The 16444-nt window shown below is 68.2% G+C and carries 16 protein-coding genes; 6 read left to right on the top strand and 10 right to left on the bottom strand.

Annotation, left to right across the window (positions count from 1 at the left end; all coding sequences use genetic code 11):
* Nucleotides 1-3: 3 nt before the first annotated feature.
* A complete protein-coding gene (locus tag J2X41_RS00285; RefSeq protein WP_310078728.1) occupies nt 4-696 on the top strand; it encodes a response regulator in 693 nt (230 codons plus the stop codon).
* A 53-nt stretch (nt 697-749) separates the two neighbouring features.
* Here the strand turns inward: J2X41_RS00285 and J2X41_RS00280 are convergent, their stop codons facing one another.
* The 4 genes from J2X41_RS00280 to J2X41_RS00265 all read right to left on the bottom strand — a co-directional run bounded on the left by J2X41_RS00280 (nt 750) and on the right by J2X41_RS00265 (nt 3221).
* A complete protein-coding gene (locus J2X41_RS00280; protein ID WP_310078727.1) occupies nt 750-944 on the bottom strand; it encodes a hypothetical protein in 195 nt (64 codons plus the stop codon).
* A 1-nt stretch (nt 945) separates the two neighbouring features.
* Nucleotides 946-1128 (bottom strand): hypothetical protein, encoded by a 183-nt coding sequence (locus J2X41_RS00275; RefSeq protein ID WP_310078726.1) that lies wholly within the window; start codon nt 1126-1128, stop codon nt 946-948.
* On the bottom strand, nt 1125-1376 hold the full coding sequence (locus J2X41_RS00270) for a hypothetical protein (RefSeq protein WP_310078725.1): 252 nt from the start codon (nt 1374-1376) through the stop codon (nt 1125-1127). Before J2X41_RS00270 ends, J2X41_RS00275 begins: the two co-directional genes overlap by 4 nt.
* Nucleotides 1377-2552: 1176 nt before the next feature.
* The gene (locus J2X41_RS00265; RefSeq protein WP_310078723.1) at nt 2553-3221 is read right to left on the bottom strand and encodes a response regulator transcription factor; all 669 of its coding nucleotides are present in this window, start codon (nt 3219-3221) and stop codon (nt 2553-2555) included.
* Between the two features lie 322 nt (nt 3222-3543).
* Here J2X41_RS00265 and J2X41_RS00260 point away from each other — a divergent pair, with 322 nt between their 5' ends.
* Nucleotides 3544-4233, top strand: a complete 690-nt coding sequence (locus J2X41_RS00260) for a sigma-70 family RNA polymerase sigma factor (RefSeq protein WP_310078721.1) — start codon at nt 3544-3546, stop codon at nt 4231-4233.
* A 105-nt stretch (nt 4234-4338) separates the two neighbouring features.
* Entirely contained in the window at nt 4339-4962 is a 624-nt protein-coding gene (locus J2X41_RS00255) for a flavin reductase family protein (protein ID WP_310078719.1), read from the top strand.
* Here the strand turns inward: J2X41_RS00255 and J2X41_RS00250 are convergent.
* The 6 genes from J2X41_RS00250 to J2X41_RS00225 form a co-directional block, all read right to left on the bottom strand.
* Nucleotides 4959-6110 carry a DSD1 family PLP-dependent enzyme gene (locus J2X41_RS00250; RefSeq protein WP_310078718.1) on the bottom strand — a complete coding sequence of 384 codons (1152 nt, stop codon included), beginning with the start codon at nt 6108-6110 and terminating at the stop codon, nt 4959-4961. The two genes, J2X41_RS00255 and J2X41_RS00250, sit on opposite strands and share 4 nt — an antisense overlap.
* 11 nt (nt 6111-6121) lie before the next feature.
* Nucleotides 6122-7396, bottom strand: coding sequence for a D-arabinono-1,4-lactone oxidase (locus J2X41_RS00245; protein ID WP_310078716.1), 1275 nt, complete (start codon nt 7394-7396; stop codon nt 6122-6124).
* A gap of 40 nt (nt 7397-7436) precedes the next feature.
* Complete coding sequence (locus J2X41_RS00240; protein WP_310078714.1) at nt 7437-8138, bottom strand: TetR/AcrR family transcriptional regulator; 702 nt, start codon at nt 8136-8138, stop codon at nt 7437-7439.
* A gap of 67 nt (nt 8139-8205) precedes the next feature.
* Nucleotides 8206-9390, bottom strand: a complete 1185-nt coding sequence (locus J2X41_RS00235; protein WP_310078712.1) for an MFS transporter — start codon at nt 9388-9390, stop codon at nt 8206-8208.
* Nucleotides 9387-11645 carry a TonB-dependent receptor domain-containing protein gene (locus J2X41_RS00230; protein ID WP_310078710.1) on the bottom strand — a complete coding sequence of 753 codons (2259 nt, stop codon included), beginning with the start codon at nt 11643-11645 and terminating at the stop codon, nt 9387-9389. Before J2X41_RS00230 ends, J2X41_RS00235 begins: the two co-directional genes overlap by 4 nt.
* Before the next feature lie 157 nt (nt 11646-11802).
* Complete coding sequence (locus J2X41_RS00225) at nt 11803-13647, bottom strand: aspartyl protease family protein (protein WP_310078709.1); 1845 nt, start codon at nt 13645-13647, stop codon at nt 11803-11805.
* A 140-nt stretch (nt 13648-13787) separates the two neighbouring features.
* Here J2X41_RS00225 and J2X41_RS00220 point away from each other — a divergent pair, with 140 nt between their 5' ends.
* The 3 genes from J2X41_RS00220 (at nt 13788) to J2X41_RS00210 (ending at nt 16239) form a co-directional block, all read left to right on the top strand.
* Entirely contained in the window at nt 13788-14579 is a 792-nt protein-coding gene (locus tag J2X41_RS00220) for an AraC family transcriptional regulator (RefSeq protein ID WP_310078707.1), read from the top strand.
* A gap of 135 nt (nt 14580-14714) precedes the next feature.
* Entirely contained in the window at nt 14715-15296 is a 582-nt protein-coding gene (locus tag J2X41_RS00215) for an RNA polymerase sigma factor (RefSeq protein ID WP_404979865.1), read from the top strand.
* Nucleotides 15265-16239, top strand: coding sequence for a FecR domain-containing protein (locus tag J2X41_RS00210; RefSeq protein WP_310078703.1), 975 nt, complete (start codon nt 15265-15267; stop codon nt 16237-16239). The genes J2X41_RS00215 and J2X41_RS00210 overlap by 32 nt, the downstream gene beginning before the upstream one ends.
* The last annotated feature ends 205 nt before the right edge of the window (nt 16240-16444 follow it).

Below are 16444 nucleotides of genomic sequence, written 5' to 3'. Positions count from 1 at the left end.
GCCATGAGCGCAGTCCGCCAACGCATCCTGATCATCGACGACGAGCCGCAGATCCATCGGTTCCTCGGCCCGGCCCTGGACGCCGCCGGCTACGAGCCGCTGCGCGCCGACAGCGGCCAGGAGGGGCTGCGCGGCATCGCCCTGTGGTCGCCGGACGCCGTGGTGCTGGACCTGGGCCTGCCCGACATGGACGGCAAGGCGGTGCTGGAGAAGGCTCGCGCCTTCTACGAGGGCCCGATCGTCATCCTGTCGGCGCGCGATCGCGAGGCCGAGAAGATCCAGGCCCTGGATCTGGGCGCCAACGACTATGTGGAAAAGCCGTTCGGAGTCGGGGAGTTGCTGGCGCGTCTTCGCGTGGCGTTGCGTCAGCGCGGCCAGGCTCAAGGCCCTCTGGCGCCGATCCGGGCGGGGGCGGTCGAGATCGATCTGGAAAAGCATCTGGTGACCCGCGACGGCGCCGTGGTGAAGGTCTCGCCGCGTGAATACGAGGTCCTGGCCCGCCTGGCCCAGGCCCGGGGCAAGGTGCTGACTCACAAGGACCTGCTTACCGCGGTCTGGGGTCCGGCCCACGCCCAGGACACCCAGTACCTGCGGGTGTTCGTCGGCCAGCTGCGCCAGAAGCTGGAGGCCGACCCGTCGACCCCGACGATGATCCTGACAGAACCGGGGATCGGCTACCGCTTCATCGCCGACTGAGTATCGCACGAATTCTGACAGCTATAGCGGCATGATTTCAATCAGTTATGACGTTATTCCGAAGCGTTCTGGTTCGCCAGGGCGGCGAGGCCGTCCGTCGTGATCACCCAGCCGCCGCCGTTGCGCTCGGCCAGGCCCAGATCGGTCAACCCGCGCGCATCGGCGATGTTGATCCAGTCGACGGCCTCGCCGGCCTTCTTGCGGGCGAGGTTCTTCAGGGCCACGAGCTGTCCCGGGGAAAGCGTCATTCTATTGGCCGCCCGACAGGGGATCGGGCGAGGCCGCGGCGCGGCGACCGCTCATCCGCTCCAGTTCCTGCTGCAGGCGCAGGAGCTGGCCGCCCAGGCTGGTGACGTCATCCTGCAGCTGAGCGTTGCGGCGCTTGAGATAGTCGTTTTCGCGACTCAGGACCTGGGCTTCCTCGTCGGTCATTGGTCGGCCTCGACGGCGGCGGTCGGCGGGGCCGCGCGGATCACGGCCCGCAGCAGGGCGCCGCGATGGGCGGAGAGCTCGGGCGCCTTCAGTTCCAGCTGAGCGCCCTCGACGATCCGTCCCTGGTGGCGGCTCCCCAGGAACAGCGTCTCGGCGCGGATTTCCTGCGCCGTGATCTGGTGGAAGCCGATCAGGTCGAGCAGGGCGGTCCAGCGCGTGGCCTGACGCGCGTCCGGTCGGTCGGACATGAGGTCCTTTCAGGCCGGCGATCCCGCATGGCGCGGGGCGATCACAGACGCGATCCACCATAACGCGCCCGCGCCTCAATAGCTTCGATGCTTTTCTATCGTCCGGAAAAAGCCTCGACCTCAGGCGCGCTCACCAGGTATCGACGCTGGCCAGCTAACAGGCCGCCAGGGCTGTCACCATGCCTGGGCTAAGCGGCCGATCATGGCGTGCAGATCGACCCGGCCTCCAGAACAGCGCTTGCGATCATGGCCGCCTCCGCGGTTCTCCCAAAGCCGAACCACGCCTGGCCGTGGGTCTTTTCCCCCGGCCAGAGAAGGGATTTGCCGGATTTCCGAGGGGGCCGCACGCTCGGATAAGAATGGACGGCCTTGAACCCGACGGTATCGTGCCGGCTGCGCGCCCCACGCGTAGCGGGATAATTTTTGAGTACACACCCGCTTTTTGGTCGAGGTCCGGCAAAATTTCGCGAATGGTCGGCTGGACCTTATCTTTCCGGCCGCTGATTTGCATTAGTTAACAATTGACGCGAGCCAAACAGCGTTTCGTCCGTTCTAGTCTCGTGTCGCCGTGGGATTCGCCTGCGGGGAGTCCGTCATGGCGACGCTTGCGCTCGATGGCTATGGTTGGCCTGTCGCCGACATTCGACGCCCCTTACCGTTCCTATCTGCTCGCGCCTTGTTTTCGTAGCGACATGCCGATGACAAATCTTGAGATCCGAGTAGCCGCCCTTCAGTTCCTCAGCCTCCGCCTCTGCGCGGCGTTGTCGCTCGAGCAACTCGAGGAAATCCGGCGATCGACCTTGGATGGGGTCAGGGCGACGGACGTCGAGTCGATACAGATGCAGACGGAGTTCCTGAAGTTATTGGACGAGGCCATCGAACGGGCTCGCCAAAAGCAGGCCGCCTCCGACGTGGTCAAGAGTTCGGTCCACCTGGCCTAAGGGCGCGGTCGTAAGGGTTTTCTCGCGCTGACCTAGGGTTTGACCTGATAGCGCTCGGGTCACCGGGGCCTCAATCTGGCCTGGCTCGCTCGCCAAGGCGTCACCCCCGATTTCCCTTGGCAAGCCGCGGCTCGCTCAACCCCCAAGAGCGCGCCCGCGGTCGCGGGCCGAGAGCCGGCCCCCATGTCCCGACGCATGTGCCGGGCCGGCTCTCCTTGCGGCTCTTCGGCAGCCTCTAGGCTTCGATCAACTTGTTGCGGATGGCGTACCGCACGATGTCGGCCAGTGAATGGGCGCCGAGCTTTCGCATGATGTTGCCGCGATGGCTCTCGACGGTCTTGACGCTGATGTCGAGCATCGAGGCGATGACCTTGTTGCTGCGGGATTCGGCCAGAAGTTGGACGATCAGAAGCTCGCGCGTGGTCAGGGTCTCGGCCCCTTCGATCATCTCGCCCAGCCCGTGAGGGCCCGGCGAAAGATAGCCGCGCAGCACGGCGTCGGTGATGCCGGGGCAGAAATAGGGCTTGTGGTTCAATAACGAGGCGACGGCGGCGATGATGTGATCGGTCGAGGCCGATTTCAAAACGAAGCCCCTGGCTCCGGCGCTGAACACTTCTCGTACCAGCTGCTCGCTGTCGTGCATCGTGAAGATCAACAGTTCGGTATGGGTCTTCAGTTTGCGGACGTCGCGGGCGACGATGACGCCACTGAGGTCGGGCATGCTGATGTCCAGGATCATCACGTCCGGGACCAGCTCCTTGGCCAGACGGATCGCGTCCCGGCCGTTGGAGGCTTCGCCGCAAATGGTCCAGCCCGGCTGTGATTCAAGCGCCTCGCGAAGTCCTGCGCGTACGATCGAATGATCGTCGGCGAGCAGAATGGTCGGGGCGCTAGGCAAGGGCATCTTCGATTCTCGCTCCGAGGATGGTGTGCGCCATGATTGTCCGTTTTTGAACGGAACGCTTGCTGAATTTTCCGCGCGGAGCTGAGAGATACCTCATGTTCGAACTTCTAGTTGTCCGGCTCAACACCTGCGCGCGATGAGGCGAAATCACGACGCGGCGGCCGACGGCGGGCCCCGACGCCCCCGAACTTCCCCGGAGCCGACGCTTAGGTGACGCTAAACTGAACCACTATCCGTACGGCGAGGGTTTCACCCGATTGAGGCGGCCGCGCGCCGAGCGGAAAGTCCGAATGGCGCCTTACGCCTGACTTTCGGAGTTCCCATGAACATCGGCCCGAACGAGCAACTTCTTGAGACTTCCGCTCGCTGGGACGGCGCGGGCGTCCTGCTGGCGGACGAGGCGCGCAGCTTCGCGGCCCCGTCGGACCGCTCGGCCCTGCTCGACGAAGACGAGTTCAGGCGGCAGGTCGTGGCCAGCATCCCGGTGCTTCGGTCCTTCGCGCGCGGCCTGTGCGGAGACGCGACGATGGGCGACGACTTGGCGCAGGACACCTTGCTCAAGGCCTGGCGCTATCGGGCGCAGTTCACGCTGGGCACCAATCTCAAGGGCTGGCTGCTGAAGATCGCGCGCAACCACTTCTATTCGCAACGCCGTCGCCTGTGGCGCGAGACGCCGCTGGATCTCGCCAACGGCGCCCAGACCCCCACCGTCGGCGGCGGCCAGGTCCAGTCTCTGCTCCTCAACGACCTGCGCAACGCGCTCAACACCCTGAGCGACGAGCAACGCGAGGCGATGATCCTGATCGGGGCGGGCGGCTTCTCCCATCGGGAGGCGGCCAGGATGTGCGACGTGCCCGAAGGCACGATGAAGAGCCGCGTCTGTCGCGCGCGCGCCAAGCTGGCGTCGCTGCTGGAGCATGGCGAGGTGGACAGCGACGCCGAACCCGCCTCGCTGGCGGCCCATCTGATCATGACCGAGCTGTCGACCCTGGCCGAGGCGCGAGCGGGCTAGCGCCCGAAACCGCTCCCGCTCGTTGCGGCCCACGGCGGTGAACATCGGGCCGCTGGCGGATCGCGGCGCGTCACCCTAAGACGGGACCGACCAAGCGAGGCGCCGATGACCGCGATCCATTCCTACGAGCCCAGGGCCGGCCATGGACTGCGGCATGACCCGCTGAACGCCATCGTCGCGCCCCGGCCGATCGGCTGGATCTCGACGGTCAGCGCCGCGGGCGTGCCCAATCTCGCACCCTACAGCTTCTTCAACGCCTTCAACTACAAGCCGCCGATCATCGGCTTTTCCAGCACGGGCTGGAAGGATTCGGTGCGCAACATCCAGGAGACCGGGCAGTTCGTCTGGAACCTGGCGACGCGGCCCCTGGCCCAGGCGGTGAACGCCACCTCGGCGATCGTCCCTGACCATGTCGACGAGTTCGCCCTGGCCGGCCTCACGGCGGCGCCCTCGCAGCGGGTCGCCGCGCCGCGCGTCGCTGAAAGTCCGGTGGCCTTCGAATGCCGCCTGACCCAGATCGTGCGGCTCAGCGACGCCGAGGGCGCGCCGGTGGACGCCTGGCTGACCCTGGGCGAGGTGGTGATGGTCCATATCGATCGAGCGCTGCTGGTCGACGGGGTCTACGACACCGTGGCCGCCGAACCCATCCTGCGGGGCGGTGGGGCGGGCGACTATTTCGGGATCGACGAGGCGGGGAAGTTCCAGATGTTCCGGCCCGAGATCGCCTAGCGCGAGCGCCCCCGCGCCGACACCGGCCACATCGCCACCAGGGTGTCGCCGTCCACCACGTGGTAGGTGTCGTAGAGGTTCACCGTAGGGTCGCAGTGCGGCGCGCCCAGGATCACACGCTCGCCCAGGCCCGGCGGGGTGGTTCCGGACGGCGGCAGAATGGCGCCGTGCTCGTCGCCCATGAAGAAGTAGCGCGACCCGTCCGGCGCGCCGCCCAGCACCGTGGGCGGATCGGCGTCGGTCGACAGCGCCTTGAAGCCGGCGTCGACCGTGACCATGCCTGGCGTGTTGGCGCTGACCACCCGGGCGTCGATCAGCAGGGCGGCCTCGTAGGGGCTGTGTTCCGCCCCGTCGCCGGCGATGTCGCAGACCAGGTACTGGCCGTCCATGAACACGTACGAGCCGACCTGGAACTCGGTGTAGATCCCCAGCTCGGCGTCGATCCGGTGCGAACCGGTGCCCGAGCCCGAGACGATCGGCGGCCGGCCGCCGGCCGCGGCCAGGGCGTCGATCACCGAGCGAATATAGGCCCCGCGGTCCTCCAGGTTGGCCTTGCGGTCGGCGAAGCCCTCGATGTGTTGCTGCATGCCGCAATAGCATTGCAGGCCGGCATAGATCAGGCCCGGCTGGGCCTTTATCGCCTGCATCAGGGCGACCGCCGCCTCGGGCGAGGCGACGCCGGTGCGGTGGATGCCCGGATCCAGGTCGATGACCACCCGCAGCGCCTTGCCGGCTGTCTCGGCGGCCGCGCCCAGGGCCTCGACATTGGCCGGATGGTCGACGACGGCCATCAGGTCGGTGGTCCTGCCGTTCAGGGCGACCAGTCGGGCGACGGCCGAGGCCGAGACGATCGGCGAAGTGATCAGCAGGCCCGTCGTCACCCCGCCGTCGGCCAGGACCTCGGCCTCGCCGATCTTGGCGCAGCACAGGCCCACGGCCCCGGCGGCGATCTGCAGCTTGGCGATGTCGACGCTCTTGTGGGTCTTGGCGTGGGGCCGCAGCTTGACGCCCTTTTCGGCCGCGAACGCCGCCATCCGGGCGATGTTGCGCTCAAGGGCCGGGCGGTCGATCACCAGCACCGGCGTGTTGAGGTCGCGGCGCGAGCCTTGGGCGCCGATCAGCTCGGCATGCAAGTCTTGGTCGGTCATGGCGGTTCCCGTCAGAGGCCGAAAAGCTGGGTCAGGTGGGTGTTGGCGAACTTGCCGGCCGGATCCCAGGTCTTGCAGGCGGCGACGAAATCGCCGGCGCGCGGATAGAGCCGGTGGACGTCGGCCGTGGTCAGGGTGTGGCGCTTGGCCCAGTGCGGACGGCCCGCGCCGTCGCGCAGCACCGCCTCCATCTCGGCGAAGGCGGGCCGCCAGGGCATCCTGGCGTACTGGTGGAACGAGATCGAGGCGCCGGGACCGGCGTTGAACGGGCTCATCCAGATGTCGTCGCCGGCCGCCAGCCGGAACTCGAACGGAAAGGTGATCGGCAGGCGGCGCTTGCGGATATGGGCCATGGCCGCCTTCAGGGTCGGCAGGCCGGCGGCGCGCGGCAGCTCGTATTCCATCTCCTCGAAGCGGATGTTCCGCTCGGACGGGAAGATGGCGTAGGCCGGGCCGGCGCGACGGCTGGCCTTGCCCATCATCCGCATCATCAGCCGCTGCAGGGAGGGCGTCAGGACCGGCATGGCGGCGCAGAGGTCGCAGATGGTCTTGAACGTCGCCTCGCTGTCCTCGCCGATCTCCCGGGCCGGCGGGCCGGTCGCCTCGACCTCGACCGGATGCAGGGTCTTGAAGATCACCTCGTCCGAATAGGGGAAGACGAAGAACTCCATGTGGCGGGTGGCGGCGGCCAGCTCGTCCAGCCGCTCGGCGACCTCGGCCAGGGGGCGGCGCTCGACCCGTTCCTCCAGGTGATAGGCGGGAACGACGTGGATCCGGATCTCGACGGCGACGCCCAGCAGGCCCAGGGACAGGCGCTGGGCCTGGTAGAGTTCGGGGTTCTGGTCGGGACCGCATTCGACGATCGCGCCGTCGGCGGTCATCAGCCGAAAGCCGCAGGCCTGGGTCGACAGGCTGCCCAGCTCCGCGCCCGTGCCGTGGGTGCCGGTCGAGATGGCCCCCGCCAGGGACTGCGGGTTGATGTCGCCCTGATTGATCAGCGACAGGCCCTGGTCCCACAGGGCGGCCGTCAGCGCCTTGAGGCTCCAGCCGGCCGGGGCCCAGACGGTCTTGCGGTCGGGCGCGACCTCGATCGCGCCTTCGTAGTCGGACAGGCTCAGCAGCAGGTCGTCGGTCTGGCACAGGGGCATGAACGAGTGGCCGGCCCCGACCACGCGGACCTTGCCGGCCTGGCCGATCAGCGACGTCAGCTCGCCGGCGTCGCGCGGCCGGGCGACCAGGCGAGGGGAGGCCGCGACGCTGCCCGACCAGTTGCTCCACCCCGTCATCCGCATCTCTCCGTCTGCGACGCCGGTATGATAGTAAAAACTACTGTTCTTGCAAGGCGCCGTTCCACGGAACCAGCGAAGGATCGCCGAAGGTGTCGAAATAGCGCTCGAACAGCAGGCAGACCTCGCGACTGAGGGCAAGGGCGTCCTGGTCGGGCTCCTCGACGGCCATCTCGGTGGCCGAATAGGTCAGCTCGACCATCATCCGCATGGCCAGACGGACCCGGCCGTCGGGCGCGGCCGGGTAACGCGTCTTGAGGATCTTGGCGAACTGGCCGGCCACCATGTCGCGGGAGGCGAAGCGCAGCTGCTGCAGCATGGGCACGGCGCGCAGGGCCCGGCCGATCGCCGCCCCGCCAGGAAAGCGCCGGGTCATCTCGATCATCTCGGTCAGCATGGCGACGTTCTTGTCGATGCGCTCGGCCGCCGTGTCGCCTTCCAGGCCGCCGCTCTCGATCCAGGCGAAGACCCTGTCGTCCTGGGCCTTCATCAGCCGGTCGCCCAGTTCCTTGAGGATCGCGTACTTGTTGGGAAAGTAGCGGTAGAGGGCCGGCGGGGTCAGGCCGGCGCGCTTGCAGATGGCGTTGGTGGTCAGTTGTTCGAAGCCGATCTCACCCAGCATCTCGCCAGCCGTGGCCAGGACGATCTCGTAGGTGTCCTGCCCGCGGGCCTGGGTCGGCTGCAGCTTGGCGTCCAGCGCGATGTCGGGGCTGGCGGTCTTCCGGGCCGTCGCCTTCGGCATGCGGTCTCTCCTTCAAGTCCGTTCCGAACTAGAGCGTTTTGAGGAAAAAACCAATCGCTTCGCCGTCTTAGCGCGACCTTGTCAGGTGCAGGAAGGCGATGATCACCAGGGTGACCAGGGCCAGGCCGACGGCCAGCCACGCCGCCGGCCGCACATCGGCGCCGGTGACCACGAACGACGCCAGCAGCGGTCCCGCGCCGCAGCCCAGCAGGCTGGCGCCCGGCCCCAGCAGGGCGGCCCGACGGCTGGGATCGGCCTCAATCGCCAGCGGCGTCAGATAGGGCGACGCGAACAGCCAGACGAAGCCGAACACCCCGGCGGCGGCCAGGAACACTGGGGCCGCGGGCAGGGCGGCCATCACGAACAGGGCGCCGATGGCCAGGGCCACGGCGACCGCCAGCGACCAGAACCACGACAACCGCCCGGCCAGGGCCGTGGCCGCCGCGCCGCCGGCGACCTGGGCGGCCAGCGACACCGCGAACGCGGCGCTGGCGACGCTAGCCGGATGTCCCGCCTGGCGCGACAGGGGCTCGGCATAGATCCACAGCGCCAGAATGAAAGCCTGGAAGCAGAAGACCGCGGCCAGGGCGATCCAGCCGCGCGCGCTCGGCAGGCCCTTGGGGTTGTCCTCGGTCTCGACCAGGGGCGCGTAGGCGGCGGGTATGGCCAGGCTGACCAAGACCGCGGAAACCGTCAGGACGGCCAGCACCACGAAGCCGCCGTCCGGTCCGAACGGTCCGACGACGAAGGCGCCGATCGCGCTGACCACGCCCAGCTGCAGCAGGGTCTGGATGGTCAGGTAGAGGCCCGCCCAGCGCTCGGGACGCGGCGCGCGGACGATCATGCCGGTGATCAGCCAGATCATCACGCCGGCCGGAAGCCCCGCCAGGGCGCGAACCCCGATCAGCAGGTCGCCCGAGACGCGGGTGGTGGCCAGGTCCAGCGCCGCCAGGGCCAGGCCGCAGCTGACGGCCGCCAGCCGCAGCCGGCGATCGCCGAACAGCGGACCGAGGACCGCTGCTCCGACGCCCATGGCCACCAGCTCTCCCATGCCGGCCAGGCCCAGCTGGTTGGCGGTCAGGCGGCCGGCGCCCTCCAGCCCGCCCAGCAGCAGCGGCCCGACCCCAGGAAACAGCACCCCGACCAGGCCGATCCAGAACACCGCCAGGCGCTGGACCTGACTGGGCGGCGCGCCGATCCAGACGCCCGCGACGGGCGGCGGCGCGACGGCCGGGCTCTCGGCCGCGCTCAATACTTGGCCCGGAAATAGAGGCCGTAGGTGCGCGGCGGCCCCATGCTGAACACGTCGAAGCCGAAGGCGGCGATCGGGGTGATGTCGGAGATGTTGGTGGTGTCGGCCAGGTTCTTGCCCCATACGCCCAGTTCGTAGCGCCCGTCGGCGAAGGCCCAGCCCACCTGGCCGTTGACATAGGCCCGGGCCTTGTCACTGAGCCGCTCGGTGTTGGCCGTGTCGTAATAGACCTTGCCGCGATAGGTGAAGTCCAGCTGGGTGATCAGCTTGCCAGCGCCCACCGGGTGCTCGTAACGCGCCGCGCCGCTCAGGCTGGCCTTGGGCGCCGAGGGCAGGGTGTTGCCCGAATAGTCCTCGCCCAGCGACTGGAAGTCCTTGTACTCGGCGCTCAGCAGCGAGGCGCCCAGGGTCAGGGACAGGCCGGCCATCGGCCGCGCCTCGATCTCGGCCTCGCCGCCATAGACCGGGGCCTTGGAGGCGTTGGTGAACAGCTGCACCGGCAGGCCGTTGCGCTGGATCACCGTATAGACCTGCAGGTCCTTGTAATCATAGTAGAAGGCCGAGACGTTGACCCGCAGGCGGCGGTCCAGGAACTCGCTCTTGGCGCCCACCTCGTAGGCATTGACGGTCTCGTCCCGATAGGGCCCCAGGTCGTCCGGATCCGTCGTCTGGCCGCTGAAGAAGCCGCCGCTCTTCGTCCCGCGATTGTAGGTGGCGTAGACGTTGGCGTCGTCGCTGACCGCATAGCGCAGGCCCACCCGGCCGGAGATCGAGCTGAAGGTCTTCTGGTTGTCGTATTCGAACAGGGTCAGCAGGCCGTAGTCGACGTCGCTGACATAGTGGAAGGTCTTCTTGTCCTGCGACCAGCGCAGGCCACCCGTCAGGGTCAGTTTCGGGGTCAGGTCGTAGTCCACCTGGCCGAAGGCGGCGTAGCTGGTGGTCTTCTGGTGCAGCGGCCAGCCGAACACGCCGACGCTGTTGGCCGGATCCATGCCCGTGGGATTGTTGACCGGATCGGGGACGCGCAGCGCTTCCAGGACGTTGTAGTGGCTGTCGTTGTCCAGGTTGTCCCGGGCGGCGTAGAGGCCGGCGACCCAGCGCAGGGCCGTGGCGCCGTTCGACTGCAGGCGAAACTCTTGGCTGGTGGTGTCCTGCTGGGCGATGTAGCGGGCGTCGAAGATCGAGATCGGGTTGGCGTCGGTCTCTTCGTAGTCGTCGCGCTTGGCCCGCTGGTAGCCGGTGATCGAATACAGCGTCACGCCGCCGAAGTCGTAGCTGATGGCGCTGGTCGCCCCGAACAGCTTGACGATGTCCTTGCCCTCGAAGCGGTAGTCGCCCTGGTACTTGTTGGTGCTGGTGTTTGCGTAGCCGGCGACGTTCGTGCACTGGCCCGAGGTGTAGTAGGCCGGCTTGCAGAAGATGTAGCCGAAGGTCGGATCGGGATCGGCCGTGCTGGCCGCCTCGGCCGTCTGAGCCACCAGCGAGCGGTTGTAGGTCAGGATCGAGCCGCCGCTGGACTTGCTGTAGCTGGCCGAGACGTCGACCGTCAGCTTGTCGTCGGGCGTGAAGCGCAGGGCGCCGCGCACGGCCTTGCGGTCGGCGTCGTTGCCCTTGTTGCCCGTCAGGCGGTTGAGGGTGTAGCCGTCGCTCTTGTCGTAGAGGCCGGCGATGCGGAAGGCCAGGGTGTCGGCGATCGGGCCGCCGAAGCCGCCCTGGACATTGAGCGAATTGAACCGGCCGTAGTCGACGGCTAGGTCGCCCTCGGGCGTGGCGCTGGGCTTCTTGGTGGTGACGTTGATCGCCCCGCCGGTGGTGTTGCGGCCATAGAGTGTGCCCTGCGGCCCGCGCAGCACCTCGACCTGCTGCAGATCGTAGAAGCCGGACATCTGGGCCAGGGGGGAGGCGACATAGACCCCGTCGACATAGACCCCGACCGCGCTGGCCGTGCTGGGGTTGAAGTCGTTGACCCCGATGCCGCGGATGAAGATGCGCGGGTTGGCGGCGTTGTCGTCGGTCTTGATCTGCAGGCCCGGCGACAGGCCCGACAAGGCCAGCACGTCGCCCACCCGCTGGTCCTTGAGCTGGTCGGCGGTCAGGGCTGTGACCGAGACTGGCACGTCCTGGAGGTTTTCCGCGCGCTTCTGGGCGGTGACGACGATCTCGTCGAGCGCGGTGGCCTCCTGCGCGGCGGCCTGTCCTGCCGCCGCCATCATCGCCGCACCGGCGACCCCCGCGAGCACCTGGAGCTTTCGCATTCCATACCCCCGTTCCTGTTTATGGGGATATAGTAGTTAGAACTACCGTTATGGCAAGCAGCGTTCATGGAGCGCCGTTCGGCCGAAAAGCCGGGACGGACCGAGCGCCGCGAACAGCTCGAACTCGACCCGCGGCCACATCGAGCGGGCGTCCCGGCTACCGCCGAGGAATCTGATCTCGCGGCGTCAGCGAAACCTCCGCCGCCGCACCGTCCCGGCGATAGCCGATGCGGATCGGGTGGTCCGTCGGCGCGATGCGCATGGCCGCACGGGCGTCGGTGAGCCGCATGCCGCTGGCCGGCGCGCCGTCGATCGCCGTCACCACGTCACCGACCTTCAGGCCTGCCGCCTCGGCCGGGCCGCCAGGGGCGATGTCCTTGATCTCGAAGCCGTCGTCGCCAAGGTTCAACCAGCATCCGCAGCGATCGAAGCTTCCCGCATCGGCCGGCGGCGTCGCAATGCGGCGCAGGTACATGATCTGATGCTCGTAGTCGAAGGTGACCACGAAGCGCTTCAGAAGACCGCTGCCGATGTTGCCGTCGAAGTTCTCGTCGCTGAACACGCCCTTGGCCTGGGTCGCCAAACCCGCCACCGGCGCGTCGATCGTGACGTCGCCCAGTGTCAGCGACTTGGTGCGGATCACATAGGATCGCGCGGGCCCGCCCACGCCCCAGCCGTCCACCGCCGTCACGCCTTGGGGATGGGCCTCGCGCAGCTTCGTGCGCTCGACGAACGGCCGGGCCAGGGTCACCTCGCTGCGCGAGCCGGTGTCGATGTTGTGGCGCGCGGGCAGGCCGTCCAGCCGCCCGGTCACCTGCGGCATGTGGTCGTAGAACACGAACGGCACGGCCACGCCGGCCTTGGCGCGGTCGGCCGCGGTGAACCGCGCCGGCTCGATCAGGGTCAGTTCATTGCGCTCGTAATCGACGACGGTGACGAAGCGGCGGAACATCTCGAAGCCCAGCATGCCGCCAACCTGGAAGCCCTCGACAGGCTTGGGGCTGAAGTCGAGCTTCAGCATCGTCTGGTCGCGCATGGACATGCCCGCGAGATCCAGGCGGCTCACCTGCACATACCCGCTGGTCGCCCGCGTCTCGCCCGCGCCGCCGGAGGTCATGGCCCCCTGCGACTTCAGATCGAGGGCGGCCACGGTCGGCGAGGTGAGGATGCCATGCCCTCCGGTGTCCACCAGGAAAGGGAAGGGACCTTTGCCGTCCACCGTGACGTCGACGAAGATGTGGTTGTTGGCCAGCCGGAACGGCGCGGTGATCCTGCCCGCGGCCGGCAGGGTCCAGTCCCGTGGCGCCCCCTTGGGCAGGGTATAGGCGCTTGCCGGGCGGGCGGGCGCTCGCACCGCCGAGATCAGGGTCAGGGTCTGGAGGCTGGCCTCGCCGCCGCCGTCATCGATCGTGACGATCTTCGGCAGGGCGCGGCCCGCCTGCCGAACATAGTCGGCGTAGCGGAAGTCGAAGATCATGAAGCCCTGGGTCTCGCGCACGCGGGTTAGATGGGCGGTGGCGCAGTCGAACCAGGCCTCGAAGGGCTTGCCCCCGCGCGGCGTCACCTTCAGCCGTCGGCAATCCGGGTCGACGCCCAGGGCTTCGACCCGGGCCCCGCCGGCGTCGGCGCGCCACCACAGGTCGGCGTTGCGAAAGGCTTGGTTCACGGCCACGGCGGGGCGGTCGCCGCCGGCCTGGGGGGTGACCGCGCCGGACGGGTCCTGCATCCAGGCCGTCTTGCCGTCGAAAGCGTTGGCGTCGCCGGTCGGGCTCAGTTGATGGCGGTCCAGGAACAGGCCCTTGGCCAGATCGCTGGTCGTCTCGAACTCACCGGTCAGGCCCTGTCCCGCATAGGCGCGTCGCACCACCAGGGTCCCGGCGGTCTCGCCCGTCGTGCTGTCCAGCACAGCGCGCCGGTTGGCGGCGAATACGCCGACCGGGGGCGTCTGGGGCGCGCAGATCGCCGGAGCGGCGGTGGAGGACAAGAGCAGGGGCAGGAACATGGACGGCCTTTGCGCGATGAAGGTCCTCCGCCTATCATCGCGGTCGAAAGCCGGTCTTGAACCGAATTCACATACTGTTCCGAGTTCTCCCGCTGCCCGCCCCATCTTCTTCTATCCGCGCCGTAGGGCCTGGGCGACTGGTGCACTCGCCCGGCGAGCGGCTTGCCCGCCATCGCCACGACAACGGCTTCGCGGCCGTTGTTCTGTCGGGCGGCTATGTCGAGGCGGGCGACACGGGCCGGCATCGGGTGGCGGCTGGCGACGTCATTCTCCACCAGGCTTTCGAAAGCCACCTGGACGAGATCGGCCGACGCGGCGCCCAGGTTCTGGTGTTGCCCCTACCGTCCGGCCTAGGCGCGACGACGCGGGGACGGGTCGCCGATCCCGACTTGGTGGCGCGACTGACGGCGGTCGACGCCTTTGCGGCAGCGCAGGCCCTAGCCGATGGGTTCGAGCCGACCATGGCGGCGTCTGGCTCCGAAGATTGGCCGGAGGTCCTGGCGCGGCGGCTGCTGGCCGATCCGGACCTGTCGATCAGCCTGTGGGCCGAGGCGAAGGGGCTCCACCCCGGCAGCGTCTCGCGCGGCTTCCAGCAGCAGTTCGGCGTGACGGCCGCCGCCTTTCGCGCCACGGCCAGGACGCATCGGGCCTTGGCCGGGCTGGATGATCTGACGCTCAGCCTGGCCCAGGTCGCCGACGATTGCGGCTTCGCCGACCAAGCTCACATGACGCGTGCGATCCTGCGGATGACCGGATCGACTCCCCGCCAACTGCGGCGGATGGCGATGGACCTTTGTCCTCGTGAAGTAAGGCCGGTCAGCGGCCCCGGCGATCAGATGACCGCCTGGAACTCCCCAAGGACCGGAGATCAGCTCGCCCCTGCCGGCCGCCCATGTCCCCTGATGCGGAGCCCTCCACGATGGCGCGCCTGAGGCGCCGGACCGAGGTTCTGCTCCATGCGACGGCGCCGAGCCCGACGTCGAGGCGAACACCTCGAAGACGTATTGCCGCCCTCGCCCGGCGGTCCGACCCTCGACTCAGTCTGGATCGCCATCGTCGAGGGGCCGTTGAAACAGAGCCGCGCCGAGATCGTCGCCTTCGTCGGCGGGCGGATCCTTCCGCACGAGGCCGACGTCAGGGCTTGGCTGCGCCGTTCGGGGAGCGCGCCCGCCGACATCGACGATGTGGTCCAGGAGACCTATTGCCGCCTGGCCGCCCTGGACAGCGTCGCCCACATCACCAGCGGTCGCGCCTACTTCTTCCGGACCGCGCGCAACATCGCCATCGAGAAAATTCGCCGCGCCCGCATCATTCGCATCGACTGCGTCACGGAAATCGACGCCCTGAACGTCGTAGATGATGAGCCTTCTCCGGAACGCGTGGTCGCGAGCCGTCGCGAACTGGGGCGGGTGCGGACGTTGATCGAAGGGTTGCCTGAGCGGTGTCGACACATCTTCACCCTTCGCCGGATCCACGGCCTGTCGCAGAGGGAGACCGCCGCGCGCCTGGGCGTGACGGAGAACGTCGTGGAGATGCAGTCGGCGCGGGGCTTGCGTTTAATCCTGCGCGCCTTATCCGAAATGGAAGCACGAGATCATCCGGCAGTCGGCGAGGCTCATGAGCTCCATCCGGTCCGCAAGCGAGATTGACGACGAGGCGGCCGACTGGGCGGCCCGCATCGACGCGCGCGGCCTGGACGTGGAGCGCGACCCCGACCTGCGAGCCTGGCTGGACGGCGACGCGCGCCGGGCCGGCGCGCTGCTGCGCGCCCAGGCGGCGATCAGCTTCCTGGACCGCGGCCGGGCCCTGGCCGGGGCTCGGCCGCCGGTCGAGGCCATGATCGCCCAACGACCCAGCCGTCGCGCCCTGATCGCCGGAACGGGCGGGGCCGTGGCCGCCGCGCTGGTCGGCGGACTGGGCCTGTGGGCCGCGCGGCCCCAGCGGCTGGACACCCGCCTGGGCGAGATCCGCCGGGTGCCGCTCGCCGACGGCTCGCTGGTGGCGATCAACACCAAGACCGCGCTGGACGTGGCGATGAAGCCCGGGTCACGCCGGATCGTCCTGAAGGAAGGCGAAGCCTGGTTCCAGGTCGCCAAGGATCCCGACCGCCCGTTCGTCGTGGCGGCGGGCCCCGTCCGGGTTCGCGCCGTGGGCACGGCCTTTTCGGTGCGGCGCGCCGACGAGGCCGGCGCCGGCGTCGACGTGATGGTCACCGAAGGCGTGGTCGAGACCTGGGTCGAGGGCGATCCTGGATCGCGGCGGCGCCTGTCGGCGGGCAGCCGCATCCTCCTGGCCAGCGCCGCCTCGCCTCGAGTGGCGGAGTCGCCGTCCGAGATCGAGCGCAGCCTGGCCTGGCGCAACGGCGAGATCGCCCTGGACGGCGAAAACCTCGAACAAGCGGCGCGGCTGTTCAACCGCTACAATAGCCGTCAGATCGTCATCGAGGATCCTGTCCTGGCGCGCGAGCGCTTCGTCGGCCTTTTCCAGACCAACGAACCCGAAAGCTTCGCGGCCGCGGTCGCCGCGACGCTGGGAGCGGCCGTCAGCGACGACGAACGCACGATCAGAATTGGTCGCGCTCACGTTTCCTGAGCTTTTGCTTCGGAGCGCTCATGAAATCTATGAATAGTTCTCATTCGTTTTCACGATATGAGTAAATCTGACTTCCAGATCACGCATACTGACTCAGTATAGTTTACTCAGATCGCTCTACTACACTCCGTCTTCAAGCGGGGGTGTTGATGATCGTTCCAGGGAAACGGGCGTCGAAGGGGAGGGGTTCGTTCGCTCCAAATGG

Origin of the sequence: Caulobacter sp. BE254 (genome assembly GCF_031457295.1) — a bacterium.
Lineage (GTDB): Bacteria > Pseudomonadota > Alphaproteobacteria > Caulobacterales > Caulobacteraceae > Caulobacter.
The sequence above is the reverse complement of the archived record's forward strand: the minus strand, read 5'-3'. Positions and strand labels throughout refer to the sequence as shown.